The organism is Nocardioides nanhaiensis (genome assembly GCF_039542785.1).
GTDB lineage: Bacteria > Actinomycetota > Actinomycetes > Propionibacteriales > Nocardioidaceae > Nocardioides > Nocardioides nanhaiensis.
In genome coordinates, this window is record NZ_BAABIM010000004.1 from 184,419 (window position 1) to 211,005 (window position 26,587).

28 protein-coding genes are annotated in these 26,587 nt (G+C 74.5%); 14 read left to right on the forward strand and 14 right to left on the reverse strand.

Annotation, left to right across the window (positions count from 1 at the left end; genetic code table 11):
* Positions 1–5 precede the first annotated feature (5 nt).
* The 3 genes from ABD948_RS17910 to ABD948_RS17920 form a co-directional block, all read right to left on the reverse strand.
* The gene (locus ABD948_RS17910; RefSeq protein WP_345268392.1) at positions 6–473 is read right to left on the reverse strand and encodes an SAV_6107 family HEPN domain-containing protein; all 468 of its coding nucleotides are present in this window, start codon (positions 471–473) and stop codon (positions 6–8) included.
* Between the two features lie 8 nt (positions 474–481).
* Positions 482–817, reverse strand: coding sequence for a DUF6504 family protein (locus ABD948_RS17915; RefSeq protein ID WP_345268394.1), 336 nt, complete (start codon positions 815–817; stop codon positions 482–484).
* 201 nt (positions 818–1,018) lie between these two features.
* On the reverse strand, positions 1,019–1,516 hold the full coding sequence (locus tag ABD948_RS17920) for a hypothetical protein (RefSeq protein ID WP_345268396.1): 498 nt from the start codon (positions 1,514–1,516) through the stop codon (positions 1,019–1,021).
* A gap of 69 nt (positions 1,517–1,585) precedes the next feature.
* Between ABD948_RS17920 and ABD948_RS17925 the strand changes: the two genes are divergently transcribed.
* Genes ABD948_RS17925 through ABD948_RS17935 form a run of 3 tightly spaced genes read left to right on the forward strand, consistent with a single transcriptional unit; the run spans position 1,586 to position 4,095 of the window.
* A complete protein-coding gene (locus ABD948_RS17925; protein WP_345268398.1) occupies positions 1,586–2,059 on the forward strand; it encodes a YbaK/EbsC family protein in 474 nt (157 codons plus the stop codon).
* 29 nt (positions 2,060–2,088) lie between these two features.
* On the forward strand, positions 2,089–2,715 hold the full coding sequence (locus ABD948_RS17930; RefSeq protein WP_345268400.1) for a DUF4126 domain-containing protein: 627 nt from the start codon (positions 2,089–2,091) through the stop codon (positions 2,713–2,715).
* A 36-nt stretch (positions 2,716–2,751) separates the two neighbouring features.
* The gene (locus ABD948_RS17935; protein ID WP_345268402.1) at positions 2,752–4,095 is read left to right on the forward strand and encodes a phytoene desaturase family protein; all 1,344 of its coding nucleotides are present in this window, start codon (positions 2,752–2,754) and stop codon (positions 4,093–4,095) included.
* 11 nt (positions 4,096–4,106) lie between these two features.
* On the opposite strand, the gene ABD948_RS17940 is transcribed toward ABD948_RS17935, so the two are convergent.
* Genes ABD948_RS17940 through metF form a run of 3 tightly spaced genes read right to left on the reverse strand, consistent with a single transcriptional unit; the run spans position 4,107 to position 6,890 of the window.
* A complete protein-coding gene (locus tag ABD948_RS17940; protein WP_345268404.1) occupies positions 4,107–4,712 on the reverse strand; it encodes an SIMPL domain-containing protein in 606 nt (201 codons plus the stop codon).
* The gene (locus ABD948_RS17945; protein ID WP_345268406.1) at positions 4,709–5,935 is read right to left on the reverse strand and encodes a DUF3089 domain-containing protein; all 1,227 of its coding nucleotides are present in this window, start codon (positions 5,933–5,935) and stop codon (positions 4,709–4,711) included. Before ABD948_RS17945 ends, ABD948_RS17940 begins: the two co-directional genes overlap by 4 nt.
* A gap of 55 nt (positions 5,936–5,990) precedes the next feature.
* Positions 5,991–6,890, reverse strand: coding sequence for a methylenetetrahydrofolate reductase [NAD(P)H] (gene metF / locus ABD948_RS17950; protein WP_345268408.1), 900 nt, complete (start codon positions 6,888–6,890; stop codon positions 5,991–5,993).
* 62 nt (positions 6,891–6,952) lie between these two features.
* Between metF and ABD948_RS17955 the strand changes: the two genes are divergently transcribed.
* Positions 6,953–8,029 (forward strand): polyprenyl synthetase family protein, encoded by a 1,077-nt coding sequence (locus tag ABD948_RS17955; RefSeq protein ID WP_345268411.1) that lies wholly within the window; start codon positions 6,953–6,955, stop codon positions 8,027–8,029.
* A gap of 85 nt (positions 8,030–8,114) precedes the next feature.
* On the opposite strand, the gene ABD948_RS17960 is transcribed toward ABD948_RS17955, so the two are convergent.
* The 3 genes from ABD948_RS17960 to ABD948_RS17970 are packed head-to-tail and all read right to left on the reverse strand — an operon-like array spanning position 8,115 to position 9,300.
* Positions 8,115–8,402, reverse strand: coding sequence for a barstar family protein (locus ABD948_RS17960; protein ID WP_345268413.1), 288 nt, complete (start codon positions 8,400–8,402; stop codon positions 8,115–8,117).
* Positions 8,399–8,890 carry a guanyl-specific ribonuclease gene (locus ABD948_RS17965; protein ID WP_345268415.1) on the reverse strand — a complete coding sequence of 164 codons (492 nt, stop codon included), beginning with the start codon at positions 8,888–8,890 and terminating at the stop codon, positions 8,399–8,401. The genes ABD948_RS17960 and ABD948_RS17965 overlap by 4 nt, the downstream gene beginning before the upstream one ends.
* 38 nt (positions 8,891–8,928) lie before the next feature.
* A complete protein-coding gene (locus ABD948_RS17970; protein WP_345268417.1) occupies positions 8,929–9,300 on the reverse strand; it encodes an Rv2175c family DNA-binding protein in 372 nt (123 codons plus the stop codon).
* A 140-nt stretch (positions 9,301–9,440) separates the two neighbouring features.
* Here ABD948_RS17970 and ABD948_RS17975 point away from each other — a divergent pair, with 140 nt between their 5' ends.
* The 4 genes from ABD948_RS17975 (at position 9,441) to ABD948_RS17990 (ending at position 14,919) form a co-directional block, all read left to right on the forward strand.
* Complete coding sequence (locus ABD948_RS17975; RefSeq protein ID WP_345268419.1) at positions 9,441–11,522, forward strand: PASTA domain-containing protein; 2,082 nt, start codon at positions 9,441–9,443, stop codon at positions 11,520–11,522.
* Positions 11,523–11,590: 68 nt separating this feature from the next.
* Positions 11,591–12,511 carry a deoxyribonuclease IV gene (locus ABD948_RS17980; protein WP_345268421.1) on the forward strand — a complete coding sequence of 307 codons (921 nt, stop codon included), beginning with the start codon at positions 11,591–11,593 and terminating at the stop codon, positions 12,509–12,511.
* Between the two features lie 130 nt (positions 12,512–12,641).
* On the forward strand, positions 12,642–13,688 hold the full coding sequence (gene aroF / locus ABD948_RS17985) for a 3-deoxy-7-phosphoheptulonate synthase (RefSeq protein ID WP_345268422.1): 1,047 nt from the start codon (positions 12,642–12,644) through the stop codon (positions 13,686–13,688).
* 58 nt (positions 13,689–13,746) lie between these two features.
* Positions 13,747–14,919, forward strand: coding sequence for an NADase-type glycan-binding domain-containing protein (locus tag ABD948_RS17990; protein ID WP_345268423.1), 1,173 nt, complete (start codon positions 13,747–13,749; stop codon positions 14,917–14,919).
* Between the two features lie 22 nt (positions 14,920–14,941).
* On the opposite strand, the gene ABD948_RS17995 is transcribed toward ABD948_RS17990, so the two are convergent.
* The 3 genes from ABD948_RS17995 to ABD948_RS18005 all read right to left on the reverse strand — a co-directional run bounded on the left by ABD948_RS17995 (position 14,942) and on the right by ABD948_RS18005 (position 18,836).
* A complete protein-coding gene (locus tag ABD948_RS17995) occupies positions 14,942–15,964 on the reverse strand; it encodes a threonine aldolase family protein (RefSeq protein ID WP_345268425.1) in 1,023 nt (340 codons plus the stop codon).
* Positions 15,961–17,298 (reverse strand): class II 3-deoxy-7-phosphoheptulonate synthase, encoded by a 1,338-nt coding sequence (locus ABD948_RS18000; RefSeq protein ID WP_345268427.1) that lies wholly within the window; start codon positions 17,296–17,298, stop codon positions 15,961–15,963. Before ABD948_RS18000 ends, ABD948_RS17995 begins: the two co-directional genes overlap by 4 nt.
* Positions 17,299–17,378: 80 nt before the next feature.
* Entirely contained in the window at positions 17,379–18,836 is a 1,458-nt protein-coding gene (locus tag ABD948_RS18005) for an APC family permease (RefSeq protein WP_345268429.1), read from the reverse strand.
* Between the two features lie 193 nt (positions 18,837–19,029).
* Between ABD948_RS18005 and ABD948_RS18010 the strand changes: the two genes are divergently transcribed.
* The 3 genes from ABD948_RS18010 (at position 19,030) to ABD948_RS18020 (ending at position 22,324) form a co-directional block, all read left to right on the forward strand.
* Entirely contained in the window at positions 19,030–19,605 is a 576-nt protein-coding gene (locus tag ABD948_RS18010; protein ID WP_345268431.1) for a TetR/AcrR family transcriptional regulator, read from the forward strand.
* Positions 19,602–21,161: an MFS transporter gene (locus ABD948_RS18015; protein ID WP_345268433.1), complete on the forward strand. Its 1,560-nt coding sequence runs from the start codon at positions 19,602–19,604 to the stop codon at positions 21,159–21,161. The genes ABD948_RS18010 and ABD948_RS18015 overlap by 4 nt, the downstream gene beginning before the upstream one ends.
* A 203-nt stretch (positions 21,162–21,364) precedes the next feature.
* Positions 21,365–22,324 carry a type IV toxin-antitoxin system AbiEi family antitoxin domain-containing protein gene (locus ABD948_RS18020; protein WP_345268435.1) on the forward strand — a complete coding sequence of 320 codons (960 nt, stop codon included), beginning with the start codon at positions 21,365–21,367 and terminating at the stop codon, positions 22,322–22,324.
* A gap of 275 nt (positions 22,325–22,599) precedes the next feature.
* On the opposite strand, the gene ABD948_RS18025 is transcribed toward ABD948_RS18020, so the two are convergent.
* Positions 22,600–23,628, reverse strand: coding sequence for a 6-phosphofructokinase (locus ABD948_RS18025; protein ID WP_345268437.1), 1,029 nt, complete (start codon positions 23,626–23,628; stop codon positions 22,600–22,602).
* A 68-nt stretch (positions 23,629–23,696) separates the two neighbouring features.
* On the opposite strand from ABD948_RS18025, the gene ABD948_RS18030 reads away from it, so the two are divergent.
* Genes ABD948_RS18030 through ABD948_RS18040 form a run of 3 tightly spaced genes read left to right on the forward strand, consistent with a single transcriptional unit; the run spans position 23,697 to position 25,677 of the window.
* Entirely contained in the window at positions 23,697–24,215 is a 519-nt protein-coding gene (locus ABD948_RS18030) for an SRPBCC family protein (RefSeq protein ID WP_345268440.1), read from the forward strand.
* On the forward strand, positions 24,212–25,030 hold the full coding sequence (locus ABD948_RS18035; protein ID WP_345268442.1) for a DUF1028 domain-containing protein: 819 nt from the start codon (positions 24,212–24,214) through the stop codon (positions 25,028–25,030). The genes ABD948_RS18030 and ABD948_RS18035 overlap by 4 nt, the downstream gene beginning before the upstream one ends.
* On the forward strand, positions 25,027–25,677 hold the full coding sequence (locus tag ABD948_RS18040; protein WP_345268444.1) for a hypothetical protein: 651 nt from the start codon (positions 25,027–25,029) through the stop codon (positions 25,675–25,677). Before ABD948_RS18035 ends, ABD948_RS18040 begins: the two co-directional genes overlap by 4 nt.
* Before the next feature lie 7 nt (positions 25,678–25,684).
* Here the strand turns inward: ABD948_RS18040 and ABD948_RS18045 are convergent, their stop codons facing one another.
* Positions 25,685–26,587, reverse strand: coding sequence for a coiled-coil domain-containing protein (locus tag ABD948_RS18045; RefSeq protein WP_345268446.1), 903 nt, complete (start codon positions 26,585–26,587; stop codon positions 25,685–25,687).

Consider the following 26,587-nt stretch of genomic DNA (forward strand, 5'->3'; position numbering starts at 1 on the left):
AGCCCTCAGCCCGCGCGGCGGGCCAGCTGCACGGGGGCCGGGGCGTGGGGCACCAGCCCCAGCGCCTGCTCGACGACGGCCAGGAACCGGTCGGCGTCGCGCACCAGGTCGTCGGCCTCCCGCTCGGTGATCGACCGCGTGGAGCCCGCCTCGGCGGCGGCGCGCTTGGCAGCGCCCGCGGCGAAGAAGGTGGCCCACTCCCCCAGCTCGGGCGCCACCTCGGCCAGCAGCACCCAGGCGTTCTTCTGCGGACGGCGCCGGGCGGGCGCCGGGCGGGCGCGGGCGGCGAGCAGCGCGGCCGCGGCCCGCAGCGCGGCCACGTGCGCGCCGGCGTAGCGCGCCGCGAGGTCGGTGGAGACCATCGCCTCGGCCAGCGACTCCGCCGACCGCTGCAGGTAGGAGTGGGTGGTGGCGGGCAGCGTGTAGGGGCTCACGTGCTGCTCGTGCGCGGGGGTGCTCGTCGGGGTGGTCATCGCGGGCCTCAGTCCGCGCAGCCCGTGAGCCGCCAGCAGCCCTCGGCGACCTCGAGGACCAGCTCGAAGACGCCGGTGGCGCCCGGGCGCCGGGCCTCGACGCGCCAGCAGCGCTGCTCGGCCAGCTCGGGCCCACCGCCGGTGCGCACCTCGGGCGCCGACGCCGCCCCACCGGCACCGGCCAGCGCGGCCGCGGCCTCGGGCCGACGCAGCCACCAGGCGCCGGTCTGCACCCAGTGCGCCTGGACCCGCTGGACCTGCCAGAGCCCGGTGCGCCACACGAACTGGTCGGGCGCCCCCGCACCCGTCGTCCGTACCGCCACCTCGTCGTCGTAGCGCCGCATCCCCCACCGCCTCACCCCGGCTCGCGCCGGCCGCCCTGCACCCGCTCGTGCAGCGTCTGAGCACCGGCGGAGGCGGGGGTCGAGGTCGCCCCCGCCGGTGAGTTCGAACGCGTGTTCGAACATGGCAGGACGCTACACCCCACCACCGACAGTCACAAGGGACCGGCGCTCAGACGCGGTCGGACGGCGGTCGGACGGCGGTCAGACGGCGGTGGAGGAGCCCGTGCCGCGCAGGAACCGGTGGGTGTCGGGGCGCAGCAGCGAGAAGAGGATGACGGCGTTGTAGACCAGCGAGACGGCCCCGCAGAGCACGAAGACCGTGGGCGGCGAGGTGCGCAGCCCACCCACCGTGGCCAGCACGATGAGCCCGATGGTGGCCACCAGCGACCAGCGCGCCCAGTCGTGCCCGCCGCGCAGGAAGGGCAGCAGGGTCAGCAGCAACCCGCCGATGGTCAGGTAGGAGACGATCACCACCGGCACGAACACCGGCTGCTGGATCGCGCTGCCCGGAGGGTGACCGGCCGACCAGGCGGCCACCAGCTGGTCCCAGAAGACGACGACGAGCACGGTGACGACGGCGCCGGCGGCCACCAGACCCCGCACCAGCCAGATCACCCGCCCGATGGAGGCGGGACGCCCGTCGGGGGCGCGGTCGACCCCGGGGGCGGGGGCGGCGGGCGCGGCCTCGGACGAGGACATGGAATCGGTCTCCTGGGGGTCGGGGCCACGACGGTGCGGGCCACTGCTCGGGCCACTACTGTCGCACCCATGGCGACCGAGCATCCGTCGATCACCCGGTTCCGCACCGAGCACTCCCGGCTCGGCGGTCGTGGCGACGTGGTCATTCTGCCCGACTCCGTGCACACCGCCGCACTCGCCGCCGAGGCACTGGGGTGCGAGGTGGGGGCGATCGCCAACAGCCTGCTCTTCGACGCCGAGGGCGCGCCGGTGCTGGTGCTCACCTCCGGCGCCCACCGGGTCGACACCGCCCTGGTGGGCCGCACCGTCGGGGTGGAGCGGCTCACGCGCGCCACGCCGGAGTTCGTCAAGCAGCACACCGGGCAGGCCATCGGCGGGGTCTCGCCGATCGCCCACCCGGCACCGGTGCCCACCTACCTGGACTCCTGGCTGGCCCGGCACGACGTCGTGTGGGCCGCGGCGGGGCACCCGGCCGCGGTCTTCTCCACCACGCACGCGGAGCTCGCCGCCCTCACCGGCGCGCCCACCATCGACGTCGCCTGAGTCGGCCCACCCCATCCGAGGAGACCACCGTGGAGTCCCTGGCACTGGCCTTCTCGAGCGGGTGGGCCAGCGGTGTCAACTGCTACCTGGTGGTGCTCGTGCTCGGCGTGGCCGACCGGCTCGGGGACCTGGCCGAGGTGCCCGACGCCCTGGGCCGCGGGGACGTGCTGGCTGTGGCCGGCGTCCTGTACGCGCTGGAGTTCGTGACCGACAAGATCCCCTACCTCGACTCCACGTGGGACGTCGTCTCCACCGCGATCCGCCCCACCGCGGGCGCGGTGGTGGGGGTGCTGCTGGCCGGCGACGCGTCGTCGCTGGACCATGCGGTGCTCGGCGTCGTGGGCGGTGGCACCGCGCTCGCCTCGCACCTGGTCAAGGCCGGCACCCGCCTGGCCATCAACGGCTCCCCCGAGCCGGTCACCAACGTGGCCGCCAGCCTGGGCGAGGACGTCGCGGTCCTGGGCGTGGTCTGGCTGGCGATCGAGCACCCGCGCTGGGCGGCCGCCGTCGCGGGTCTGCTGCTGGCGCTGGGCCTGGTGCTCCTCTGGCTGGCGGTGCGGCTCGTCCGCCGCGGCGTCGCGCGCTGGCGGAGCCGACGTCGCCCCTCGGCCGGTGGCGTCGGCCCGCCCGGCACCCCACCTCCCCGGGTGCGCTGAGCCGTCCCTCCCGACCGGGCCCCTATCCTGCAGCGCATGGCGCGCGTGGTGGTGGTGGGCGGTGGACTCGGCGGCATCGCGGCGTCCGTGCGCCTGGCCAAGCTGGGCCACGAGGTGACCCTGTTGGAGGCCTCGGCGCGCGTGGGCGGCCCGCTCGTGCCCGTGGAGCACGAGGGGTTCGCCTGGGACGCCGGCGCCTCCTTCACGTTCGTCCCCGCGGTGCTGCGCGACCTCTTCCGCAAGTCCGGCCGCCCGCTGGAGGCGGAGCTGAAGGCCGAGCTGGAGCCGCTCGAGGTGGTGCGCGAGCACCGCTTCGCCGACGGCACCTCGGTGCGGTTGCGCGCCGGCGGGTCGCGCGCGGCCAACAAGCGCGCCCTCGACGAGCTGGGCCCCGGGCTGGGTGACGCCTGGCTGGCCCACACCGACGGCTACGCCGAGACCTGGGAGGTGCTGCGCCGCCACTGGGCCGAGGTGCCGTGGGACCCCGATCACCTCCCCCGCGAGACCGTGCGCGCCGTCACCGGCCTGCTCGACAGCCGCGAGACGCTGCACAAGCGGCTGCGCCGGGCCTTCCGCGACGAGCGCCTGGCGCTCATCGCGGGCCACCCCTTCGTGGCCGACGGCCACCACCTGCGCAACGTGCCCGCCTGGGCGGGGGTGCAGAGCTACCTCGAGCAGTCCTTCGGCGCCTGGCGGGTCCCGGGCGGCCGGACGGCGCTGGGCGGGCTGCTGCCCGCGCTCGAGCGACGCCTGACCACCCGCAAGGTCACCGTGCTGACCGGCACCACCGCACTCGACCTGGTGCTGCGCGAGGGCCGCGCCGTCGCCGTGCGCACCGCCGAGGGCGAGCACGCCGCCGACGCCGTCGTGGTCGCCGTCGACCCGCGACGCCTGCCCGCGCTCGCTCCGCTGGTGGAGCGCACCATGCCGGCGCTGCCGCCCGTGGTGGCCCACCTGGGCATCGAGGGCGAGCCGCCCGCGTTCGCGCACGTCGACGCCGGCGAGCTGGTGCTGCACGACGAGCCGCTGCTGGTGGTGCGGCCCGGCGGTACGGCACCGCCCGGGCACACCGCGTGGACCGTGCACGGGCGCGGCAAGATCTCCGAGGACCTCGTGCGCGCGCTGGCGCGGCACCGCATCGACATCCGCGACCGGGTGGTCACCCGCGTCGACCTCTCGCCGCGCGACCTGGTGGAGCAGTGGAGCGGCTCACCGCACGGCGTGCTCTGGCAGGGTCGCGGCACCTGGCGGCAGCGGCTGGGTCCCACCACGCCCGTGCCCGGCGTCTACGCCTGCGGCGCGCACACCACGCCGGGCTCCGGCATCCCGTTCGTCGGCCTCTCGGCCGCCCTGGTGGCCCAGGTGCTCGGTCCAGCCTGAGCATCGACTCCTCAGAGCAGCTCGAACTCCGCCGTCACGGTGGCACGGACGGTCGTCTCACCCGGCTCCAGCCGGACCTCCGCCGCCCGGAACGCCAGCCGAGCCCCCGCCCCGTCGGCGCCGGCCCCCGCGCCCTCGACGACGTGCTGGACCTCGCCGAGCTCGCCGCCAGCCAGCCGCGCCAGCTGGGCCGCGCGCCGTCGCGCCTCCGCGAACGCCAGGGCGCGAGCCTCGTCGCGCGCCGGCGTCGGATCGGACACCTCGGGCGTCACACCCTCCACCACCAGCCGGCCCACCGCCGAGTCGGCGAGGCCGGCCACCAGCTGGCCGGCCGCCTCCAGCCCCGCGCAGGCGATCAGCAGCCCGTGCCGGGCGACGTAGGCCACCACCTGCCCGGGTTCCCCGTGCTCGGGGTGGACCGCGAGCCCCGTCGAGCCCACAGCCGTCGGCGGCACGTGCTCGTGCGCGGCCGCCACCACCTCGGCCCGCGCGGACTCGGCGCCCGCGAGCGCGTCCGCCAGGTCGCCGGCGCGGTGGGTCACCGCCAGCTGCACGACCGCTGCGTCCGGCCTCGCCGTCGCCTCCCCGGTGCCGCTGGCGCGGACTGTGCGCGTCACCGTGCCTGCTGCCGCTGCCAGGTCCGGGTCTGCAGGGCGACGACGCGCAGCAGCCGCTCCAGCCCGAGGTTGACGTCGAACAGGTGGGTGCCCCAGGTGGGCGGGAACTCGTTCGGTCGGCGCGACGCCGGGCCGACGGGGTCGTAGCGGTAGACGTGCGCGCCGTTGATCGTGCGGCAGGCGCCCCGGAACCGGTCGGCCGGTCGCACCCAGGTGGTGCGGGCGCGCGGCACGTCGCCGTTGACGCTGAAGGCGATGCCGGCACTGATGGGGCCGGGAGCGAACGGCCTGCTCGGCACGGTGACGCCCACGGAGCGCCGCGATCCGACCGACGAGCCCACCAGCCGCCCCGGGTCGGTGCACGCCACCTCGTAGCCGGCGCCCGCCGGCAGCCCCAGGCCCAGGGCGGCGGTGAAGTCCGTGCGGGTGTTGCCGAAGAACGCCACCAGCGGGTCGGTGGCGTAGGTCGAGTACGCCACCACGCAGCCCGCCTGGCCGCGCCGGGTGCACAGCGGCACGTGGCGGAAGTCGCCGCCGGTGGTGCGGCCGCGCGCCGTCGTCACGTTGCCACCCATGAGCAGCGCCCCGACCAGCCGGCGGCGCAGCTGCGGCCGCGGGTCGATCTCCTCGCGCACCAGCTTGCGCAGCATGATCGTGCCCTGCGAGTGCCCGATCAGCACGACGCCCCGGCCGCGGTTGTACCGCGCGAGGTAGGAGCGCCACGCCTGCCGCACGTCGGCGTAGGCACGACGGCTGGCACCCAGCGGCCCGGTCGCCAGCCCGGTGAAGGTGGCCTGGCGGTAGACCGGCGCGAACACCCGGCAGCGGGTCGAGAAGCGCGCCGCCTGGTACTGCGCGATCGAGACGATCTCGGGCGCCTTCGCGCGGTTGGCGTTCGGCGTCACCTGGTTGGAGACCGTCGGGTAGACGTAGAAGCAGTCCACCGGGCGCCTCGACGGGCGCTGCCGCGGCAGCCGGTAGGTGCGGGTGGTGCCGTCGGCGCGCTGGTCGGTGGTGTCGGTCGGGATCTCGCACGGGTTCGGCCGCTGACCGGGCCGGCAGAGCCACACCACGGGGTCCGCAGCGACGCGGACAGCGGTGGCTCCCCGATGATCGCCCGCCGGCGCGGCGGTCGCCGTGGCGCCGGGCGGCGCCAGCAGGGTCAGGACGAGGGCTGCGACGGCGGCGACGAGCGCGAGCAGGCGCGGAGGACGGCGGGGCACGGACGGACAGTAGGCCGAAGCCGCGCCCGCCACCAGACCTGTCGCCGGCGGGCCCTCAGGCGGTGACGCGCAGCCCGGCGTAGATCTCGCGCGTCGCCTTGGACCGGTTGAGCGTGTAGAAGTGCAGCCCCGGGGCGCCGCGGTCGAGCAGCTCGTCGCACAGCTCGGTGGCGATCCGGATGCCCTCGGCGCGCAGCGCCGCGGGGTCGTCGCGCAGCGGCTCGATCCGGGCGAGCACCTCGGCAGGCATCTCGCGACCCGAGAGCTCGACCATCCGGTTCATCGAGGCGTAGTTGAGGATCGGCATGATGCCCGGGACGATCGGGAAGTCGACGCCGGCGGCGGCGGCGCGCTCCACCAGGCCCACGTAGTCAGAGGCGCGCAGCACCATCTCGGTGACGGCGAACTCGGCACCGGCGTCGTGCTTGGCCTTGAGCACGCGCACGTCGTCGTCGAGCGTGGCGGCGTCGCGGTGGCCCTCGGGGAAGGCGGCCACGCCCACCGAGGCCGAGGTGGTGCGACGGATCAGCTCGACGAGGTCGGCGGCGTACTCGATGCCGCCGGGCGTGCTCTGCCAGGGCGTGCCGGGCCCGCCCGGCGGGTCACCGCGCAGGGCCAGCACGTTGCGCACGCCGGCCTGCTCGAGGTCGGTGAGGATCTGGTCGAGCTCCTCGACCGTGTGGCCCACGCAGGTCAGGTGCGCCATCGGCACCATCGAGGTCTCGCGGGCGATGCGGCCGGTGATGGCGACGGTGCGGTCACGGGTCTGACCGCCGGCGCCGTAGGTGACCGAGACGAAGGTGGGCTTGAGCGGCTCCAGCTCGCGGATGGAGCGCCACAGGACCTGCTCTCCCTCGTCGTCCTTGGGCGGGAAGAACTCGAAGGAGAACGAGCGCCCACCGGCGCGCAGGAGCGCGCCGATGCTCGACTCGGGCGCGGGATCACTCGGGAGCATGACCCGAGTCTAGGGAGCCCACCGGTGCCGGCGGGGCTGCGTCCGCTCGTTAGTCTCGCCGGGTGAGCGCCGCAGCCTGGGACGACGGGGACTTCCGGGCACGCCTCGAGACCACGCTGGCGGACTTCCTCGACGCGCAGTCGGCCGTGCTGGCTCCCCTCGGCCCGGACGCCGCCCGGCTGCTCGACGGCGCCCGCGCGGCGGTGCGGGGCGGCAAGCGGCTTCGGGCCGCGTTCTGCTGGTGGGGCTACCGGGCCCTGCGCCCCCACCCCAGCCCCGAGGAGGAGCGGGCGGTGCTGCGCGCGTGCGCCGCGCTGGAGCTGCTGCACGCCAGCGCGCTGGCCCACGACGACGTCATGGACGCCTCGGACACCCGGCGCGGGCGCCCCTCCGCGCACCGGGCCCTCGAGGCCGAGCACCGGTCCGCAGGTTGGCGCGGTGACGCCGCCCAGTACGGCGTGGCCGGCGCGATCCTGCTGGGTGACCTGATGCTCGGCTGGGCAGAGGAGCTGCTCGGCGCCTGCGGCCTGCCGCCCGCGCAGGTGCTCGCCGGGCACCGGGTCTTCGCGCTGTGCCGCACCGAGGTGATCGCGGGGCAGTTCCTGGACGTCTCGGTGCAGGCCCGCGCCCACGCCGACGTCGACGCCGCCATGACGGTGCTGCGCTACAAGTCGGCCAAGTACTCGATCGAGCGGCCCCTGCAGGTGGGTGCGGCCCTCGCCGGGGGCGACGCCGACCGGCTGGAGGCGCTCTCGCGCGTCGGGCTGCCGCTGGGCGAGGCCTTCCAGCTGCGCGACGACCTGCTCGGCGTCTTCGGCGACCCCGCGGTCACGGGCAAGCCCGCCGGCGACGACCTGGTCGAGGGCAAGCGCACGGTGCTGGTGGCCCTGGCCCTCGACGCCGCCGACCCCGCCGCCGCCCGCGAGCTGGACGCCGCGCTGGGGACGCCGCTGACCCCGGACGGCGTCGCCCGCCTGCGTGCGGTGATCGAGCGGTCCGGCGCCCGCGAGCAGGTCGAGCAGGTCATCGACGCCCTCGTGGAGCGCGCCCTGGCGGCGCTCGAGGACGCCCCCGTCGACGACGGCGCCCGCGCGGTGCTGCGCCAGCTCGCCGACGCCGCCACCCGCCGCACGCTCTAGACACAGCCGCGCACACCGATAAAGGCGCTGCGCACCGGGTGTCGTCGTGGCTCGGCCAGCGGGGACGGCTGGCGCGCCTGGCACCTCAGCCGGCGGGGGCGGCGGCGTGCTCGAGCGTGAAGCGCGGTCGCCCGGTGGCGCCGTCGTCGGCGGCGCGGGCCTCGAGCACCGCGCGGACGGCGGGGTCCAGGGGGCCGTGCCACACGAGCGTGACCGGGTCGGGGAGCGAGCGCAGGCACTCCTCGAGCGCGTCGAGGTTGCGGCCGAACCAGGGCGGCAGGTCGAGTGCACGGCCCAGGGCGTCGAGCACCTCGCGCCGGGTGCCGTCGGTGTGCGCCGGCCCGAACCGCACGACCCGCGGCTGCCCGCTCACTCCTGGATCACCGAGAACGACTGGTAGTGGTCGGCGGTGAAGTAGCGCTCGCCGCCGTCGCCCGCCACGATGCGCCGGGCGCCGCGGTCGCGCTCGCCGGGGGTGGGGACGGTGTACTCGGCGTAGTAGCCCTCGGGGCGCTCGGGCAGCCGCTCCTCGCGGTTGTAGAAGATGCTGCCGTCCTCCTCCTCCGGGAAGGGGCCGCCGGCCTCGATGAGGTCGAGCGTCTCGGCGGCCTCGGGCGGCAGCACGGCCAGGTCGATGAGGGGCAGACCGCTGGCGGCGTCGGTGGCGCCGCCACCGATCACCTCGCGGTCCGGGCCGATGCTGCTGCCGCTGCCGGGGTCGCGACCGTTGATCAGCCAGACGCCGATCACGAACGCGAGCACCACGATCACCGCGAGCAGGCCCGTGGTGTTGGGCTCGCGGGGGGCGCCGTCGAGCGGACCGCCCTGGATCGTCGGGCGCTGCCGCCCACGCCGCCTCATGCCCGCCTCCTCACGTCGACCTGCTCACGCCGCGCGGGTCACAGGAGCGCCTGGGCGCGCCGCTTGACCTCGGAGCCGCGGTTCTCGCGCAGCGCGTCGATCGGACGCCCGGGCAGGTCGGGCTGCTCGAGGAAGATCCAGGCGATCTTCTCGCGATCGTCGTACCCGGCGTCCTGCAGGAGGGTCAGCAGCCCGCTGAGCCCCTTGACCACCAGCCCGTCCTGCACGAACTCGGCCGGGATGCGGGGACCCTGGCCGGGGGCCGGCACGGCCTGGGCGAGCTCGTGGTTGCGCACCATGGTGCGGACCGTGGAGACGGCGAGGCCGAGCTGCTCGGCGGTCTCGGCCCATTCCAGCCAGGCGGGCACCAGCGAGGCGAGGTCGACGTCGGCCAGGGAGGTCTCGGACATGCCCCCATTCTGCCTGGTGGCCCCACCCCGGACCCCATCCCCGCCGCCACGCCGGGAGCGGCGGTGACGGCTCCCTCGGACGGGCGAAAAGTACGATGACCCCGTCGGACCCTTCCCCGTCCGACGCAGGAGGGTCGAGCGTGGAGGCACCGGGTCGCGTCGCCGGCTCCCCTGGCGACCCCATGATCGGTCGGGTCCTCGAGGGCCGCTACCGCCTGCTGTCGCGCATCGCGCGCGGGGGGATGGCCACCGTCTACGAGGCCCTCGACCTGCGCCTGGACCGCACCGTGGCGGTCAAGGTCATGCACCCCGGGCTGGGCGACGACGACGAGTTCGCCGCCCGCTTCGTCCGGGAGGCCCGTGCCGCGGCGCGGCTCTCGCACCCGCACGTGGTGGCCGTGCACGACCAGGGCGACGACGACGGCACGGTGTTCCTGGTCATGGAGCTGGTGCAGGGCCACACCCTGCACGAGGTCATCGCCAAGGAGGCGCCGATGGCGCCCGCCCGCGCCCTCGAGCTGCTCGAGCCCGTGCTCTCCGCGTTGGCCTCGGCGCACCGCGCCGGCCTGGTGCACCGCGACGTCAAGCCCGCCAACGTGCTCATCGCCGACGACGGCCGCGTCAAGGTGGCCGACTTCGGCCTGGCCAAGGCGGTCAGCGCCGACACCCAGCACACCGCCACGCAGGGGGTGCTGATCGGCACGGTCTCCTACCTGGCCCCGGAGCTGGTGGTCGAGGGGCGCGCCGACACCCGCGCCGACGTGTACGCGGTCGGCGTCCTGCTCTACGAGCTGCTCACCGGCGTCAAGCCGCACGAGGGCGAGACGGTGATCCAGGTGGCCTACAAGCACGTGCACCAGGACGTGCCGCCTCCCTCGCAGCGCGTCCCCCACCTGCCGCCGTACGTCGACGCCCTGGTGGCCCGCGCCACGGCCCGCGACCGCACCCTGCGACCGGCGGACGCCGCGGTGATGCTGCACCAGGTGCACCGGGTCGGCTCGGCACTGGCCGACGGCGTGGCCGACGACCCCGAGCTCACCGAGGACCTGGCGCCGAGACTCCGCGCCGGTCACGACGACGAGGTGGACGCACCGGCACAGCGGGGCGGCCGCGGCGACACCGCGCCGCAGGTGTGGGACGAGGGTGAGATGGCCACCCTGCTGGCCCCGATGGCGCCGCCGCCCGCCGCACCGGGTGGCCCCACGGGTCCGCCGCCGGCGCACCCGCCGCGGCAGACCCGTGCCGAGGCCACCACGCTCCTGCGCGCCCACCACGACGACCGCGCGGCCACCCCTCCTCACGGCGGCGCCGGCACCGCTCGGGCCGCCCGCGGCCGACGTCGGCGCGGTCCGCTGCTGCTGGCTCTCGCGCTGGCCGTGGCGCTGGCCGCCGGTGGCGGCGCCTACTGGTTCGGCTGGGCGCGCTACACCAGCACCCCCGGCGTCATCCTGCTGCCGCAGGCGCAGGCCGAGCGCACGCTCGAGCAGGCCGGGCTCGAGGTGGCCTACGACGACCCGGCTTTCTCCGAGACCGTCCCGGCCGGGCAGGTGCTCGCCACCGAGCCCTCCCCGGGCGACCGCGTGCTCTCCGAGGGCACCGTCACGCTCACCGTCTCCCAGGGCCCCGAGCGCTACGAGGTGCCCGCGGTCGCCCGGATGACCGAGGACCAGGCCCAGGACGCCCTGCTGGAGCGCAAGCTCAGCTTCGACGAGAGCATCGAGCGGTTCTCCGAGAACGTGCCCGAGGGGCAGGTGATCCGCACGATCCCGGAGATCCGGACCGTCCTGCGCCCGGGCGGCTCGGTCGACCTGGTGGTCAGCAAGGGCCGCCAGCCCCTGCGCGTCGGCGACTGGGTGGGCGAGAGCCTGGAGGAGATGCGCTCCACGCTCGAGGACCGCGGCCTGGTGGTCGAGGTCGCCGGCGAGGAGTTCAGCGACACCGTCGCCGAGGGAGACGTCATCTCGCACGACCCCGCGGGCGGCACCCTGTTCCGCGGCGAGACCGTGGAGGCGGTGGTCTCCCAGGGCCCCGAGCTGCTGCCCGTGCCGTCGGTGGTGGGGTTCGGCGTCGAGGCCGCACGACAGACCCTGCAGGAGGCCGGGTTCGAGGTCGAGATCGAGCGCGACGACGACTTCATCAGCATCGGGTTCGTGCTGCGGATGGACCCCGGCGCCGGCGCCGAGGCGCCGCGCGGCTCCACCGTCACCATCGTCGTGGTCTGACCCACACGCTCGGCACGCCGCCCGGGCCCGGCCCGGGGATCGCGGTGCGGCGTCCGTAGCGTGCGGGCGTGCGCAATCCGGTCGGGACCCACGTGCAGGTGGGCAGGGGGCTCGCCAGCGGCGCCCTGCCGGCGGCGCTGGAGGTGGGCTGCGAGGCGTTCCAGGTCTTCGTCGGCAACCCGCGCGGCTGGGCGCTCTCGCCGGGCAATCCCGCCGAGGACGACGCCTTCCGGACCCGCTGCGCCGAGCTCGGGCTGCGCACGTTCGTCCACACGCCCTACCTGGTCAACCTCGGCAGCCCCACGCCGGCGACCTACGAGCGGAGCGTCGCGCTGGTGGCCCACAACCTGCGTCGGGCGGCCGAGATCGGCGCCGAGGGCGTGGTGGTGCACACCGGCTCCTACGTGGCGCCGGCCGGCGACGACGGCGAGGCCGTCGCGCGGCACGAGGCAGCGCTGCGGCAGGTCCGCGAGGGCCTGCTGCCGCTGCTGGAGACGCTGGAGGACGGTCGCGGGGACGGGGACACGGACGCGCCGTATCTGCTGCTCGAGCCGACCGCGGGTCAGGGCCGCTCGCTGTGCGCCGGTGTCGAGGACCTCGAGCCCTACCTGGCCGCGCTCGACCTCCACCCGCGCGCGGGTATCTGCCTCGACACCTGCCACGTGTTCGCGGCCGGCGCTCCCCTCGACGAGCCCGGTGGGGCGGCGGCCACGCTGGACCGCGTCGTCGAGATCGGCGGCGCCGGGCGGTTGCGCCTGGTGCACGCCAACGACTCGATGGACGTGCGCGGCGCCTTCAAGGACCGTCACCAGAAACTGGGCGAGGGGCACATCGGCGTCGGCGCCTTCGCGGAGCTGCTCGCACACCCGACCACCGCGGGCGTCCCCCTCGTGCTGGAGACACCCGGGTCGCGGACCCCGGGCAACGCCGACATCGCGCTGCTGAAGCGTCTGCGCTCCGAGACCCACGGGTCCGGGGACCGAACCTGATCACGACCCCGTAACGCTTGTCCGTCGGCTGGAAATTAGCCCGCCGCGACGGCGTCGGAGCACTACCGTCGCAGCCACCCCCACCCCAGCCCAGTCCCAGCTCGGAGAGGCGCGCGCGATGGTCGTCGTCATGGCTCCCGATGCCACGCCGGAGGATGTCGCCGCCGTCGTCGCGAAGGTGGAGAGCGTGGGGGGCGAGGCCTTCGTCTCGGCCGGCGTGCGCCGCACCATCATCGGTCTGGTGGGCGACATCGAGTCCTTCCACCACCTCAACCTGCGCACGCTGCGCGGCGTCGCCGACGTGCACCGCATCTCCGACCCCTACAAGCTGGTGAGCCGCCAGCACCAGGCCGACCGCAGCACCGTCTGGGTGGGCCCGGCAGAGCAGCAGGTGCCCATCGGTCCCGGCACGTTCACGCTGATCGCCGGGCCCTGTGCCGTCGAGAGCGCCCAGCAGACCCTGGAGGCGGCTCGGATGGCGCAGGCCGCCGGCGCCACCCTGCTGCGCGGCGGCGCCTTCAAGCCCCGCACCTCGCCCTACGCCTTCCAGGGCCTGGGCGTGCGCGGGCTGGAGATCCTGGCCGACGTGCGGGTCGCGACCGGGCTGCCGGTGGTGACCGAGGTCGTCGACGTGCGCGACGTGGGCGTGGTGGCCGAGCACGCCGACATGCTCCAGGTGGGGGCGCGCAACATGGGCAACGTCGGGCTCCTGCAGGCCGTCGGCGACGCCGGGCTGCCGGTGCTGCTCAAGCGGGGCATGACCGCCACGGTCGAGGAGTGGCTGATGGCCGCCGAGTACATCGCCCAGCGCGGCAACCTGGAGGTGGTGCTGTGCGAGCGCGGCATCCGCACCTTCGAGACCGCCACGCGCAACACCCTCGACATCTCCGCCGTCGCCGTGGTGCAGGCCAGCAGCCACCTGCCGGTGATCGTCGACCCCTCGCACGCCGCCGGCCGCAAGGACCTCGTGGTGCCGCTCGCGCGCGCCGGGATCGCGGTGGGCGCCGACGGGCTGATCGTCGACGTGCACCCCTCGCCCGAGACCGCGCTGTGCGACGGCCCGCAGGCGCTGGAGGGCACCGAGCTGCGCGAGCTGGCCAGCGCGGTGCGCCGGATCCCGCCGCTGCTGGGGCGCGAGAACGCCCGCGAGCACCTGCGACCCGCCGTGGTCGGCTGACCCGAGCCACACCCGGGGGGTGCCGCCTGCAGCCACCCGGTGACACTAGGGTTCGCGCATGGAGCCCGACCTCGAGCGCTGCAGCGGCTGCGGTCACGTGCTCGGCAGCGGCCTGTTCTGCACCGAGTGCGGTCGCCCCACCGGCGACCTCGAGGACTGGCGCACCGGCACCGCCGAACGGCCCGCCATCGGCCCCGTGCCGCCCCTCACCGACCTCGCCGAGCCGCCGGTCGAGCCTCCGGCCGCGCCGCCCGCGTCCCTTCCCGCCGCGCCGGATCCCGCCGTGCCGCTGATCGCCCGCCTGCCGCCGCCCGCCGTCGCCCCGCCGCCGCCCGCGCGCTACCCGCTCTTCGCCGACGACGCCGATCCCGCGCCCACGCCCGATCCGGAACCCGAGCCCGAGCCGGACACCGACGTCGCCGGGGTGCTGGTGCCCGGGATCGGCGTCGTGGCCGAGCCGGAGCAGGTGGACCCGGACCCGGTCACCCCGTTCGCCGCCGGCGCCGCACGCGCCGGCTCCCGCTCCACCAGCCACCGCCTGCCCTGGCTGGTGGGCGTCGCCGCGCTGGTGCTCGTGGCCATGGTCGGCACGCTTCTCCTGCTCCCCGACGGCGAGGACGACGCCGGCACCGCCACCGACCCGGCCTCGGTCGGCTCGCCGGAGACCGCCTCCGAGCCGCCCGCCTCCGCACCGGCGACCCCGGACTCCCCCGCCCCGCCGTCGCCCAGCCGCACCGCCGAGCCGCAGGGCGAGGCCGCACCGGTCACGCGCTCGGTCTCGGCCACGGTGCCCGCCGTCGCCCCGGCCAACCAGGACGTCGACGGCAACCAGGTGCGCTACGAGGCGCGCAACATGCTCGACGACGTGCCGGCCACGTGCTGGCGGATGCCGGGCAGCGGCGCCGGCCAGGAGATCGTGCTCGACCTCGCCGCCGTCACGGTGGTGAGCGAGGTGGGGTTGATCAACGGCTACGCCAAGACCGCCGGCGACTTCGACTGGTACCGCGGCAACCGGCGGCTGCTCGCCGTCGAGTGGGTCTTCGACGACGGCACCGCCGTCCCGCAGCAGCTCACCGAGACCCGCGACCTGCAGACCGTCGAGGTGCCCGGGATCGCCACCAAGCAGATCCGGCTGCGGATGCTGGAGGTCAGCGAGCCCGGCCGCGGCCGCTCGGCGCGCGACTTCACCGCCATCAGCGACCTGTCCGTCGTCGGCGTCGAGCAGGGCTGACGCGGCGCGGTCAAGCCGGCCCTCAGGCCAGGCGCGCGAGGACCACGGCGGCGCGCTCGGCGTCGGCCCGGGTGACGCCGAGGTGGGTCACCAGGCGCACCGTGCGCGGCCCCACGGTGGCCAGCCGGACGCCCAGCTCGGCCGCCCGCGCCACCACCGAGGCGGCGTCGGGGTGCTGCCAGACCACGATGTTGGTCTCCACGCCCGCGGGGTCCACGCCCACGGCCTCGGCCAGCAGCCGGGCGTGCGCGTGGTCCTCGGCCAGCCGCTCCACGTGGTGGTCCAGCGCGTGGAGCCCGGCGGCCGCGAGCACGCCGACCTGGCGCATGCCGCCGCCGAGGCGCTTGCGGCGCACCCGCGCCTCGGTCATCGCCGCGGCCGAGCCCACCACCAGTGAGCCGACCGGGGCGCCGAGTCCCTTGGAGAGGCAGACGGCGGCGACGTCGACCAGCGCGCCGTAGGCCGCCAGCGGCTCACCCGTGGCCACGTGCGCGTTCCACAGGCGGGCGCCGTCGAGGTGCAGCGCGGTGCCGGTCTCGTCGGCGAAGGTGCGCAGCGACTGCAGGTCGGCCAGCGGCAGCACGGCGCCGCCGGCGAAGTTGTGGGTGTTCTCGACCGAGATCGCAGCCGTGCGCACGAAGAACGGCCCCATCTCGGGCGCGTGCAGCGCGCGCACGGCCTCGAGGTCGACGCCGCCGCGCGGGTGGGTCCAGGTGCGCATGGTGACGCCGCCGATCGCGGCGTGCGCGCCCAGCTCGGCGCGGGCGATGTGCGCGGAGCTCTCGCAGAGCACCTCCTGCCCGGGGCTCACCACCAGCGACACCGCCAGCACGTTGGCCATCGAGCCGGTGGGCGTGAACAACGCCGCCTCGTGGCCCAGCAACGCGGCCACGCGCTCCTCGAGCTCGCGGACCGTGGGGTCCTCGCCGTACACGTCGTCACCCACCTCGGCGCGCGCCATGGCGGCGCGCATCGCCTCGGTGGGGCGGGTCAGGGTGTCGCTGCGAAGGTCGACGGGCAGGGCGGGGTCGGCGGTAGCGCTCACGCGGTGCGCAGCATCTCCGCGACCAGGAACGCCAGCTCGAGGGACTGCACCCGGTTCAGGCGCGGGTCGCACACCGACTCGTAGCGCGAGGAGAGGTCGAGGTCGGTGAGCTCCTCGCCGCCGCCGACGCACTCGGTGACGTCGTCGCCGGTCAGCTCCACGTGCACGCCGCCGGGCCAGGTGCCGAGCGCGCGGTGCACGTCGAAGAAGCCCTGGACCTCCTCGATGACGTCGTCGAAGCGGCGGGTCTTGTAGCCCGAGCTCGCCTCGAAGGTGTTGCCGTGCATCGGGTCGCAGACCCAGGCCACCTCGACGCCGGAGGCGGTGACCTTCTCGACCAGCTCGGGCAGGCCCTGGCGGATCTTGCCGGCGCCGAAGCGGGTGATGAAGGTGAGCCGGCCGGGCTCGTTGAGCGGGTTGAGCTTGGCCGCGAGCGCCAGCGCGTCGTCGGGCGTGGTGGACGGGCCGAGCTTGACGCCGATCGGGTTGCGGATGTGGCTGAGCAGCTCCACGTGAGCGTTGTCGATCTGGCGGGTGCGCTCACCGATCCACACGAAGTGGCCCGAGACGTCGTAGGGCGACTGCGTGCGCGAGTCGGTGCGCGTCATCGCGTGCTCGTACTCCAGCACCAGTGCCTCGTGGCTGGAGTGGAAGTCGACGCGGCGCAGCTCCTCGGGGTCGGCACCGATCGCCTCCATGAACGCCATCGCACGGTCGATCTCGTGCGCCATCGCCTCGTAGCGCTGCCCCACGCCGGAGTCGCGCACGAAGTCGGTGTTCCAGGTGTGCACCTGGCGCAGGTCGGCGTAGCCACCTGTGGTGAACGCGCGGACCAGGTTGAGCGTCGCGGCCGAGGCGTTGTAGACGTCGAGCAGACGCTGCGGGTCGGGGCGGCGCGACTCGGGCGTGAAGTCGAAGCCGTTGACGGCATCGCCGCGGTAGGCCGGCAGCGTGATGCCGTCGCGGGTCTCGTTGTCGCTGCTGCGCGGCTTGGCGTACTGGCCGGCCAGGCGGCCCAGCTTCACGACCGGCACCGACGCCGCGTAGGTCAGCACGACGGCCATCTGCAGCAGCACGCGCAGCTTGTTGCGCACGTTGTCGGCGGTGACGCCGGCCAGGGTCTCGGCGCAGTCGCCGCCCTGCAGCAGGAACGCGCGGCCCTGGGCGACCTCGGCCAGCTTGGCCTTGAGGTCGTCGCACTCACCCGCGAAGACCAGCGGCGGCATCGTGCGCAGGCGGTCGACGACGGCGTCGACCTCCGCGCGGTCGGCGTAGGACGGCTGCTGGGCCGGACCGAGGGCGTGCAGGCTCGCAAGATCGGGGATGGTGCTCACCGCTCCAGGGTACGGCGGTGCGCGCCGTCGACCCGAATCAACCGTCGGGCGTGGACCGCCCCCGCCGTCCGTCGTGGCCGCTACTCCAGGTGCTCGATGTCGCGGAACCCGGTCTTCTTGGCGCGGGCGCCGCGGTTGACCAGCCAGGTGACCGCCCACAGCGCGACGCCGATCAGCAGCAGCACGGCGGCGATCTGGTACTGGATGGCGTCACGGTCGACCCACGGGCCGATGAGGAACAGGCACAGGAAGGCCGCGACGAAGGGCGTGATGCCCGGGGAGCGGAAGAACCCCTGACGGCTGGTGTCGCGACGCAGGATGATGCAGGCGACGTTGACGACCGCGAACACCGCGAGCAGCAGCAGCGAGGTGGTGCCGGAGAGCGCACCGACCACGTTGCTCTCGGAGTCGAGGGAGACGTAGAGGATCAGGCCGAGCGCCAGGGCGGTGGAGAACGCGATGCCCATGTAGGGCGCGCGGCTGCCGCGCGAGACCTTGCCCAGGGTGCGGGGCAGCACGTCCTGGTTGGCCATGCCGTAGATCAGGCGGCTGGCCATCAGCATGTTGATGAGCGCGGTGTTGGCCACGGCGAAGACGGCCAGGAACGGGAAGACCTTGTCGATCGGGAAGTCGGGGGCACCCTTGCTCACGACCTCCAGGAGCGCGCGGCCCTCGGACTCGTTGATGTCCGCCAGCTCGCCCGGCGTCAGCACGGCCACCACCGAGATGGCGACGAGCATGTAGATGATGACGGCGATGCCCAGGCCGGTGAGCATCGTGCGCGGGAAGATCTTCTCCGGCTCCTGGGTCTCCTCGACCATGTTGACCGAGTCCTCGAAGCCGACCATCGCGAAGAACGCCACCGAGGTGGCGGCCGTGACCGCGAGGAAGAGGCCCTTGTCGCCGGCGTCCTCGAACGTGGTGATCCGGCTGAGGTCGCCGTCACCGGCGGCCATCGCGTAGAAGCCGACGCCGATGACGATCGTGAGAGCGGTGATCTCGACCAGGGTCAGCACCACGTTGAACTTGACCGACTCCCCCACGCCGCGCAGGTTGATCAGCGCGAGCAGCACCATGAAGGCGAGCGCGATGACGGTGACGCCGCCCGTGCCGAGGCCGGTGTCCCAGCCGACGCCCTCGAGCCCGCCGAGCAGGTTCTGCGCCAGCACGTTGGAGGAGGTGGCGGCGCTGGTGATGCCCGAGCAGATCACCGCGAAGGCCACCAGGAACGTGACGAAGTGGATGCCGAACGCCTTGTGCGTGTAGAGCGCGGCGCCGGCGGCCTGGGGGTACTTGGTGACCAGCTCGAGGTAGCTCAGCGCGGTCAGCGAGGCCACGATGAACGCCACCAGGAACGGCAACCACACGATCCCGCCGACGATGCCCGCCATCTGGCCGGTGACGGCGTAGACGCCGGCGCCCAGGATGTCGCCGATGATGAACAGCAGCAGCAGCTTGGGGCCCATCACCCGCTTGAGGTCGGGTTCGGGTCCGTTCAGGTCCATGTCCTCGGACATCGGCTGAGTCGGTTGGGTCATGGGAGCACCTCCGTGGTCGCACCGCCGCCCCGTGCGGATACCCACACCTTGGGGTAGCGAACCCGGAATCACCAGCATCCCGTCGTGGACGCGCCGCGCCGGGGCCGGGACGGCACGCGCGCCGATTGGCACGCCGTGGCTCAACGTGCTCTCATATGAGACATCAATGACTCACATGAGACGGGAGTGACCCGTGACCAGCCGTGACGACGTGCTCGCCGCCGCCCAGCGACACCTGCTGCTGCACCCCACCGCGCCCATGGCCGAGCTCGCGGAGGCCGCGGGCATCAGCCGCGCCACCATCCACCGCCACTTCGCCTCCCGCGAGGCGCTCACCCTCGAGATCGGTGAGCGCGCCGCGGACCGCTGGGAGGACAGCCAGCAGGAGTCCGGCATGGCGCAGGCCGCCGCCTCCGGCGACGCCGAGCAGCTGCGCGCCTGCCTGGAACGGATGCTGCAACGGTTCGTGGCCGACAACGAGGACTTCGGCTTCGCGCTCACCGACGCCGCCTCCCTCAACCAGCCCAGCCTGCGGGAGCGCAACCTCGCCCTCTTCGACCGCGAGGTGGCCTTCTACGCCGCCGCCCAGGAGGCCGGGGTGCTGCGCCGCGACGTGCCCGCCGCCTGGCTGTGCCACGCCGTCTACGGCCTGCTGGTGGGCGCCCGCGACGCCCTCGAGATGGGCAACGTGCCCTCCCGCGACCTCGACCGACTCGTCCTCTCCCTCTTCCTGCACGGAGCACAGACCCCAGGAGCCCAGGCCCCATGAGCACCACCGTCCACCCCTCACCCCACAACCCGACCCCGCGCGGCACCCCCGTCGCCTCGAGCGGCCACCCGCGTCGCTGGGCGGGCCTCGCCGTCCTGGCGGCGAGCCTGCTCGTCGTCGTCATGGACATGACGATCCTCAACGTGGCCCTGCCCGACCTGGCCGCGGACCTGCAGCCCGGCTCGGTGCAGCTGCTGTGGATCGTCGACGTCTACCCGCTGGTCCTGGCCGGCCTGCTGGTGCCCGTGAGCGCGCTGGCCGACCGCTGGGGTCGCCGGCGGATGCTGCTGAGCGGCTTCACCCTGTTCGGCATCGCCTCGCTGCTGGTGCTGCTGGCCGACTCCGCCGGCGACGTGATCGCCGTGCGCGCCCTGCTGGGCCTCGGCGGCGCGATGATCATGCCCTCCACGCTCTCGCTGATCCGCGCCCTGTTCACCGACCCGCGCGAGCGGGCCACCGCCCTGGGCATCTGGGGCGCGATGGCCGCGGTCGGCGGCGCCGTCGGGCCCATCGTCGGCGGTGCGCTGCTCGAGGCGTTCAGCTGGCACGCGGCCTTCCTGTTCAACGTGCCGGTGATGGTCGTGGCGATCGCCGCCGGCCTGTGGCTGCTGCCCGAGAGCCGCTCCGCCCGACCCGGACGCATCGACGCCGCCGGCGTCACCCTCGCGGTCACCGGCATGGTGGCGCTGGTCTTCGGCGTCAAGGACCTCGGCAAGCACGGCCTCACCGTCGTCTCCGTCGGCGCCCTGGTGATCGGTGCTCTCGTGCTGACGTCGTTCGTGCGGCGCTGCCTGCGCCAGGGCGACCCGATGCTCGAGGTGCGTCTCTTCGAGGGGCGCGCCTTCCGCGCCGGCGTCCTGACGGCGCTCACCACCAGCACCGCGATGGCCGCCCTGCTGCTGCTCGGCGCCCAGTGGCTGCAGCTGGTGCGTGGCTTCAGCCCGCTCGAGGCCGGCGTCGCCCTGCTGCCGATGGCAGTCGGCGGCATCATCGGCTCCCCGCTCGCACCCGCCGTCGCCGACCGCATCGGCGCCCGCACCGTGCTGGCCGGCGGACTCGCCGTCGCCGGCGTCGGGTTCCTGCTGCTGCGCCTCCTGCCCGCCCCGCTCTCCTACCCCGGGCTGGCCGCGGCCCTGGCGCTGGTGGGCGTCGGCACCGCCTCCCTGGCGGTCGCCTCCGCGGTGATCATGGCCGGCGCCCCCACCGACAAGGCCGGCAGCGCCGCCGCCATCGAGGAGACCAGCTACGAGCTCGGTGCCGTGCTCGGCGTCGCCGTGCTGGGCAGCCTCGCCAGCGCGATCTACCGGGCGGGGGTCGACGTCGGCGGACTCACCGGCACCGCCGGCACCACCGCGCGCGACTCGCTCGCGGGTGCCCTCGAGGTCGCACGCGACCTCGGCGCCTCCGGGTCCGGCCTGGCCGCCGACGCCAGTGCGGCGTTCACCAGCTCGCTCGCCTGGTTCGGCCTCGCCGGCGGCGTGCTGATGCTGCTCGCCTCGGTGGTCGTGTGGCGCCTGGTGCCCGCCGACCTGGACCTGGCTGACGTCGAGCACTGACGCGCGCCCGACGTTGCTGGGTCGCGCTGCGCGCCGTGCCAGCAGGAGCGCCGCGCGTCAGCGATCCCACCGATTGGTGGGATCGCTGAAATCTGGCCTCCCCGGCCCACCAACAGCCCACAGGCGCGACTCCGCCGGCGGCTCATCCACAGAACGTGTCTGCGCGTACCAACGCAGCAGTCCTGGGATCCAGGCTCGGACGCATGGACGAACCTCTTCGCACCTGGGCCTGCGACGACCTGCGGGAGACCGGCGTGCTCCTTCGTCGCGACCTGCTCACTCAGGGCTGGCACCACCGCGCCATCGATAAGGCCGTGCGCGACGGCTCACTGGCTCGCGTCCGGCACGGCGCCTACGTCTCGGGGCCAGCGTGGACACGAATGAGCTCCGAGCAGCGCTACGTCGTGCAGTGTCGAGCGGTGCTACAGGCATCGAAGACGTCCCACGTGCTGTCGCACACCTCTGCCGCCGCCGTGTACGGCGTGCCGCTATGGGGTCAGGACCTGACGTCGGTCCACGTCACCCGCACCGATGGACTTGGCGGTCGTCACGAAGCTGGCGTCCATCAGCACTGCGGCCGGTTCGAGCCAGCTGACCTGGCCGTGGTCAATGGCCTTCCGGTGATGACACCCGCACGCACCGCCGTCGAGGTGACGCTGCTCGGTCGGGTAGAGCCGGCTCTGGTCGTGGTCAACCACCTGCTGAACACCGGACTGCTCACGAAGCCACAGCTCGCGTCGCGGACAGTCGACTTCGAGCAGGTACCTGGCAGTCGGATCACCGACCTGGTCATCCGACTGGCTGACGCCCGCATCGCCAGCGTGGGTGAGACGCGCGTCGACTTCTTGCTCTTCAGGAACGGCTTGCCGCGAGGCACACCACAGGTGCCGGTGACGGACGAGCGAGGACGCGTCGTCGCCGTGCTCGACTTCGCCTGGCCCAAGCTCGGCGTGTTCCTCGAGTTCGACGGTTTGGTCAAGTACGAACAGTACCTCCACCCGGGCGAGCGCGCGAGCGACGCCGTCGTCCGGGAGAAACGCCGCGAGGATCTGGTTCGGCGTCTGACCGGATGGCGCTGCATCCGCGTCGTGTGGTCCGACCTGGTCAATCCGGCCGCGTTGATCGCACTCCTCCGGTCGGTCCTGGGCGCTCGCGCCGCTTGACCCAGACCCGAGCCGGATACCCGGGGACGTGTCGCCTTTCAGGCAATCAGTGAACTTCCCGGGTGGAATATCCCCCAAGAAGCTCAGCGATCCCACCAATTGGTGGGATCGCTGAACATCTATGCTTTTCGCGCCGCACCTCACGGCTCCTTGCCTCACGACCTGCCCGTGAGTCCGAGGATCTCGACGCGCCTGACGCGGCTTCGCAGGCTCAGCCGCGGGCTTGCTCGATCTGGTCTCGCGACGCGGGCTGCTCGTTCCTCGCAGCCCGCTGCTCACCCAAAGAACACCTGGGCCTCGGCGTACTCCTCGGGGCTGACCACCTTGAGCTCGGCGGTGCCCTCGCTCAGCGGCACCCGCACGATCTTGGTGCCGCGCAGCGCCATCATGGTGCCGAACTCGCCGTCGGCGACGGCGTCGACGGCCTGCAGGCCGAAGCGGGTGGCGAGCCAGCGGTCGAAGGCCGTGGGGGTGCCGCCGCGCTGCACGTGGCCCAGCACGACCGCGCGGGCCTCCTTGCCGGTGCGCTGCTCGATCTCGGAGGCGAGGCGGTCGCCGATGCCGCCGAGGCGCACGTGGCCGAAGGCGTCCTTCTCGCCGGAGACCAGGGTCATGTCGCCGCCGTCCACGGGCACCGCGCCCTCGGAGACCACGATGATCGGGGCGTACTCGCTCTCGAAGCGGGTCTCCACGTGGGCGCAGACCTTCTCGATGTCGAAGGGCTGCTCGGGGATCAGCACCGCCGAGGCGCCGCCCGCGATGCCGGCGTGCAGCGCGATCCAGCCGGCGTGGCGACCCATCACCTCGACGACGAGCACCCGGTGGTGGCTCTCGGCGGTGGTGTGCAGGCGGTCGATGGCCTCGGTGGCGATGTTGACGGCCGTGTCGAAGCCGAAGGTGAAGTCGGTGCCCGAGAGGTCGTTGTCGATCGTCTTGGGCACGCCGACCACGTCGACGCCCAGGTCGGCGAGCTTGGTGGCCACACCGAGGGTGTCCTCCCCACCGATCGCCACGAGCGCGTCGACACCGGCGGCTGCCAGGTTCTCCTTGATCTGCTCCACGCCGTTCTCGAGCTTGAACGGGTTGGTGCGCGAGGAGCCGAGGATCGTGCCGCCGCGCGGCAGGATGCCGCGGCACTCCTTGACGCCGAGCGGCATGGTCAGGCCCTCGAGCGGGCCCTTCCAGCCGTCGCGGAACCCGACGAACTCGAAGCCGTGCTCCTGCACGCCCTTGCGGACGACGGCGCGGATCACCGCGTTGAGTCCGGGGCAGTCGCCCCCTCCGGTCAGCACTCCGACGCGCATGGCCAAGCCCTCCTTGGAACGTTCGAATCCGGCGGGCCCAGCCAACCACGCTTCGCTACGGTGGCGCCATGGCGTCCAGTCCCCCGTCCACCCCTGCGTCCCGCAGCCGCACCTTGCAGCTCTCGCGCTCCCGCACCTACCCGTGCCCGCCGGAGGCGACCTTCGACGCGATCATGGGCATCTCGCTGCCCGAGGTGCTCGGCCACCGCAGCGGTCCGCTGCCGGGCATCGTCGAGGTCCGCGAGCAGACGACCTGGGGCTCGCTCGGCGACACCCGTCGCATCGTGCTCGCCGACCGCAGCACCGCGCTCGAGACCCTCGTCGAGGTCGACCGGCCGCACCGCTTCGTCTACCGCGCCAGCGAGCTCACCGGGCCGATGGTGCTGCTGGCCGAGGGGGTCGAGGGCCGCTTCGACGTCGAGCCGGCCGGCGAGGGCGGCTCGACCGTCACCTGGTCGTGGCGGATCGCGCTGCGCGGCGGCGTCGTGGGGCTGGCGGCTCCCCTGGCGGCGCCGGTGATCTCGCGCGCCTGGCAGGGGTGGGCCCGCGGCCTGCTGGAGAACCTCGAGGGAGTGCTCGTCCCGTGACGTTCTCGATCGTGGCCCGCTCCGAGGACGGCGAGTCCTGGGGCGTGGCGGTGGCCTCGAAGTTCCTCGGCGTCGGCGCCGTGGTGCCGGCGGCCGTGGCCCAGCTCGGCGCCCTGGCCACCCAGGCCGACGCCAACGTGGCCTACAAGGGCCTGGCCCTGGCCCACCTCGACGACGGCGCCACCGCGCAGGTGGCGCTCGACCGGCTGCTCGAGGAGGACGACGGCCGCGCGGACCGCCAGGTCGGCGTCGTCGACGGCGAGGGCGGCGCCGCGACCTTCACCGGCGAGGCGTGCATCGCCTGGGCCGGCGGCACCACCGGCGAGGGCTACGCCGTCCAGGGCAACTGCCTGGCCGGACCCGAGGTCGTCGCCGAGATGGAGCGCGCCTGGAACGCGGACGCCGGCCAACCGTTCGCCGCGCGCCTGCTGGCCGCGCTCGCCGCGGGCGACGAGGCCGGCGGCGACAAGCGCGGCCGCCAGTCGGCGGCGCTGCTGGTGGTGCGCGAGGGTGCCGGCTACGCCGGCCGCGACGACCTGGCCGTCGACCTGCGCGTCGACGACCACCCCGCGCCGGTCACCGAGCTGGCGCGGCTGCTGACCCTGCACGAGCTGTACCTGACCGCCTCCACCGAGGAGGAGAAGGTGCACGTGGGCGAGGCGCTGCGCGCCGACCTGGAGGCCTTCGCCCGCCAGGAGGGCCACCCCGACTTCGCCTCGTGGGTGGGCACCGAGAACTACGAGATGCGCGTGGACCCCGACCTGGCCTGGATCGACCAGCGGGTCCTCGACGTCGTGCAGCGCGGCGGAGCGTGAGCCCGGCGGAGGGCCCGGACGCCGCTGACGCCGGCCGGCCGCAGGGGCGGGTGCTCACGCTGCGCCTGACGCACGGCCAGGTGACCGCGGTCGCCGACGCCGGGGGCCGGGCGGCGGCCTCGTGGGACACCGGCAGCGGTCGCGAGCACCACCCCGCCGAGGCCGTGTGGCAGACGCTGCTCGCCGCGGTGCGCCAGGTGCTGGAGACCTCCGAGCGCGGTGCCGCGGGGGCGGACGACCCGACCGACCCGCGCCGCCCTCTCGTGCAGGTCGCCATCTCCGCGCCGACCGACTCGGTGGCGCTCTGGGACGCCGAGACCCTCGGCTCACCGCGCCCGCTCGCGCTCGGCGTCGACCCGGCTGCCGAGCTGGCCGCCGTCGCCGCGCAGGAGGCGCACACCTGGGCGCTCGTGCTCACCGGGCGGCACCTCGTGGGCCCGCTGGGCTCCTACCTCGTGGCGCGGATGACGCGCGGCCTCGAGCACGGCCTGCCCGACGACGGCACCTGGCCGGCGCTGCTGCAGTCCCAGGACGTGCCGGTCGACTCCCGCCCCGCCGTCTGGGCCGACGGCGAGGTGCTGGGCACCACCGACCCCGCGAGCTTCTGCGGGCTCGAGCTGCCGGTGCGGCTGCTGCCGCCGCCCTGACCCGGGGTCAGTCGGCGAGGCGGTCCAGCGCCGACTGGGCCTTACCGAGCGCGGCCTCGGCCTCCTCGAGCGTCTCGGCTGCGGAGGCCTGCGCCTCCTCGGCGTCGCCCAGGTCGTCCTCGACCTCCTCGGCGTCGGACTCCAGCTGCGCCAGCCGACGGCGCACCTCGTCGATCTCGGCCTGCAGCTGCAGCTCGCGGGCCTCCAGCTCCTGCACGTGCCGCTGGGCCTCCTCGTGGTCGGCGCGGGCCACGTCGCGGGCCTCGGTGGCCTCCTCCACGATCTCCAGCGCCGCGGCGCGGGCCTTCTCGTCGGCGTCGGGGTCGGGCACCACCCGCAGCGTCGGCGGTGCGGGCACCGGCTCCTCGCGGGCGGTGGGCGCGAAGCCCAGCGCCTCGGGGGTGGCCAGCGCGGCGGCCACGTCGACCTCGTCGACGCCGGTGGCGGCCAGCGGAGCCACCAGCAGCCCCGACCGGACGGCCTGGGCGCACCGCTCGTCGACCATCGCGGCGGTCAGCGTGGCCTCCACCTGGTCGGCCACCGCCGGCGTGACCCGCACCCCGGCGTCCGAGGCCAGGGCGCGCGCCCGCTGGGTGACCGCGGCGGTGAGCTGACGACGCTGCCGGGTCAGCTCGCGCAGCTCGGTGGCCGACATCGAGGCCTGCGCCTCGCGCAGGGCCGCCCCGACGGCGAGCACCTGCTGCACCTGCTCGACGTCGCGGCGGGCCAGCAGGTCCACGACCCAGGCCGCCAGCCCAGGCTTGCGCAGCGCCTTGACCTGCGCCGCCAGCGCGGCGTCGTCGCCCTTGAGCCGCTTGGCGTGCGCGTCGCGCGCCGGGGTGAACTCCGCGAGCGGCAGGCCGTAGAGCTCGTCGGCCACCGCGAGCAGGTCGGTCGGGTCGTCGGCCAC

What these genes read in the sequence shown, in the direction of transcription:
- ABD948_RS17910 (WP_345268392.1), bottom strand. Translation starts at nt 473, where the DNA reads ATGACCACCCCGACGAGCACCCCCGCGCACGAGCAGCACGTGAGCCCC.
- ABD948_RS17970 (WP_345268417.1), bottom strand. Translation starts at nt 9,300, where the DNA reads ATGTCCGAGACCTCCCTGGCCGACGTCGACCTCGCCTCGCTGGTGCCC.
- ABD948_RS17990 (WP_345268423.1), top strand. Translation starts at nt 13,747, where the DNA reads ATGGAGCCCGACCTCGAGCGCTGCAGCGGCTGCGGTCACGTGCTCGGC.
- ABD948_RS17920 (WP_345268396.1), bottom strand. Translation starts at nt 1,516, where the DNA reads ATGTCCTCGTCCGAGGCCGCGCCCGCCGCCCCCGCCCCCGGGGTCGAC.
- metF (WP_345268408.1), bottom strand. Translation starts at nt 6,890, where the DNA reads ATGCTCCCGAGTGATCCCGCGCCCGAGTCGAGCATCGGCGCGCTCCTG.
- ABD948_RS17935 (WP_345268402.1), top strand. Translation starts at nt 2,752, where the DNA reads ATGGCGCGCGTGGTGGTGGTGGGCGGTGGACTCGGCGGCATCGCGGCG.
- ABD948_RS18030 (WP_345268440.1), top strand. Translation starts at nt 23,697, where the DNA reads ATGGCGTCCAGTCCCCCGTCCACCCCTGCGTCCCGCAGCCGCACCTTG.
- ABD948_RS17925 (WP_345268398.1), top strand. Translation starts at nt 1,586, where the DNA reads ATGGCGACCGAGCATCCGTCGATCACCCGGTTCCGCACCGAGCACTCC.
- ABD948_RS17915 (WP_345268394.1), bottom strand. Translation starts at nt 817, where the DNA reads ATGCGGCGCTACGACGACGAGGTGGCGGTACGGACGACGGGTGCGGGG.
- ABD948_RS18005 (WP_345268429.1), bottom strand. Translation starts at nt 18,836, where the DNA reads ATGACCCAACCGACTCAGCCGATGTCCGAGGACATGGACCTGAACGGA.
- ABD948_RS18020 (WP_345268435.1), top strand. Translation starts at nt 21,365, where the DNA reads ATGGACGAACCTCTTCGCACCTGGGCCTGCGACGACCTGCGGGAGACC.
- ABD948_RS18015 (WP_345268433.1), top strand. Translation starts at nt 19,602, where the DNA reads ATGAGCACCACCGTCCACCCCTCACCCCACAACCCGACCCCGCGCGGC.
- ABD948_RS18025 (WP_345268437.1), bottom strand. Translation starts at nt 23,628, where the DNA reads ATGCGCGTCGGAGTGCTGACCGGAGGGGGCGACTGCCCCGGACTCAAC.
- aroF (WP_345268422.1), top strand. Translation starts at nt 12,642, where the DNA reads ATGGCTCCCGATGCCACGCCGGAGGATGTCGCCGCCGTCGTCGCGAAG.
- ABD948_RS17965 (WP_345268415.1), bottom strand. Translation starts at nt 8,890, where the DNA reads ATGAGGCGGCGTGGGCGGCAGCGCCCGACGATCCAGGGCGGTCCGCTC.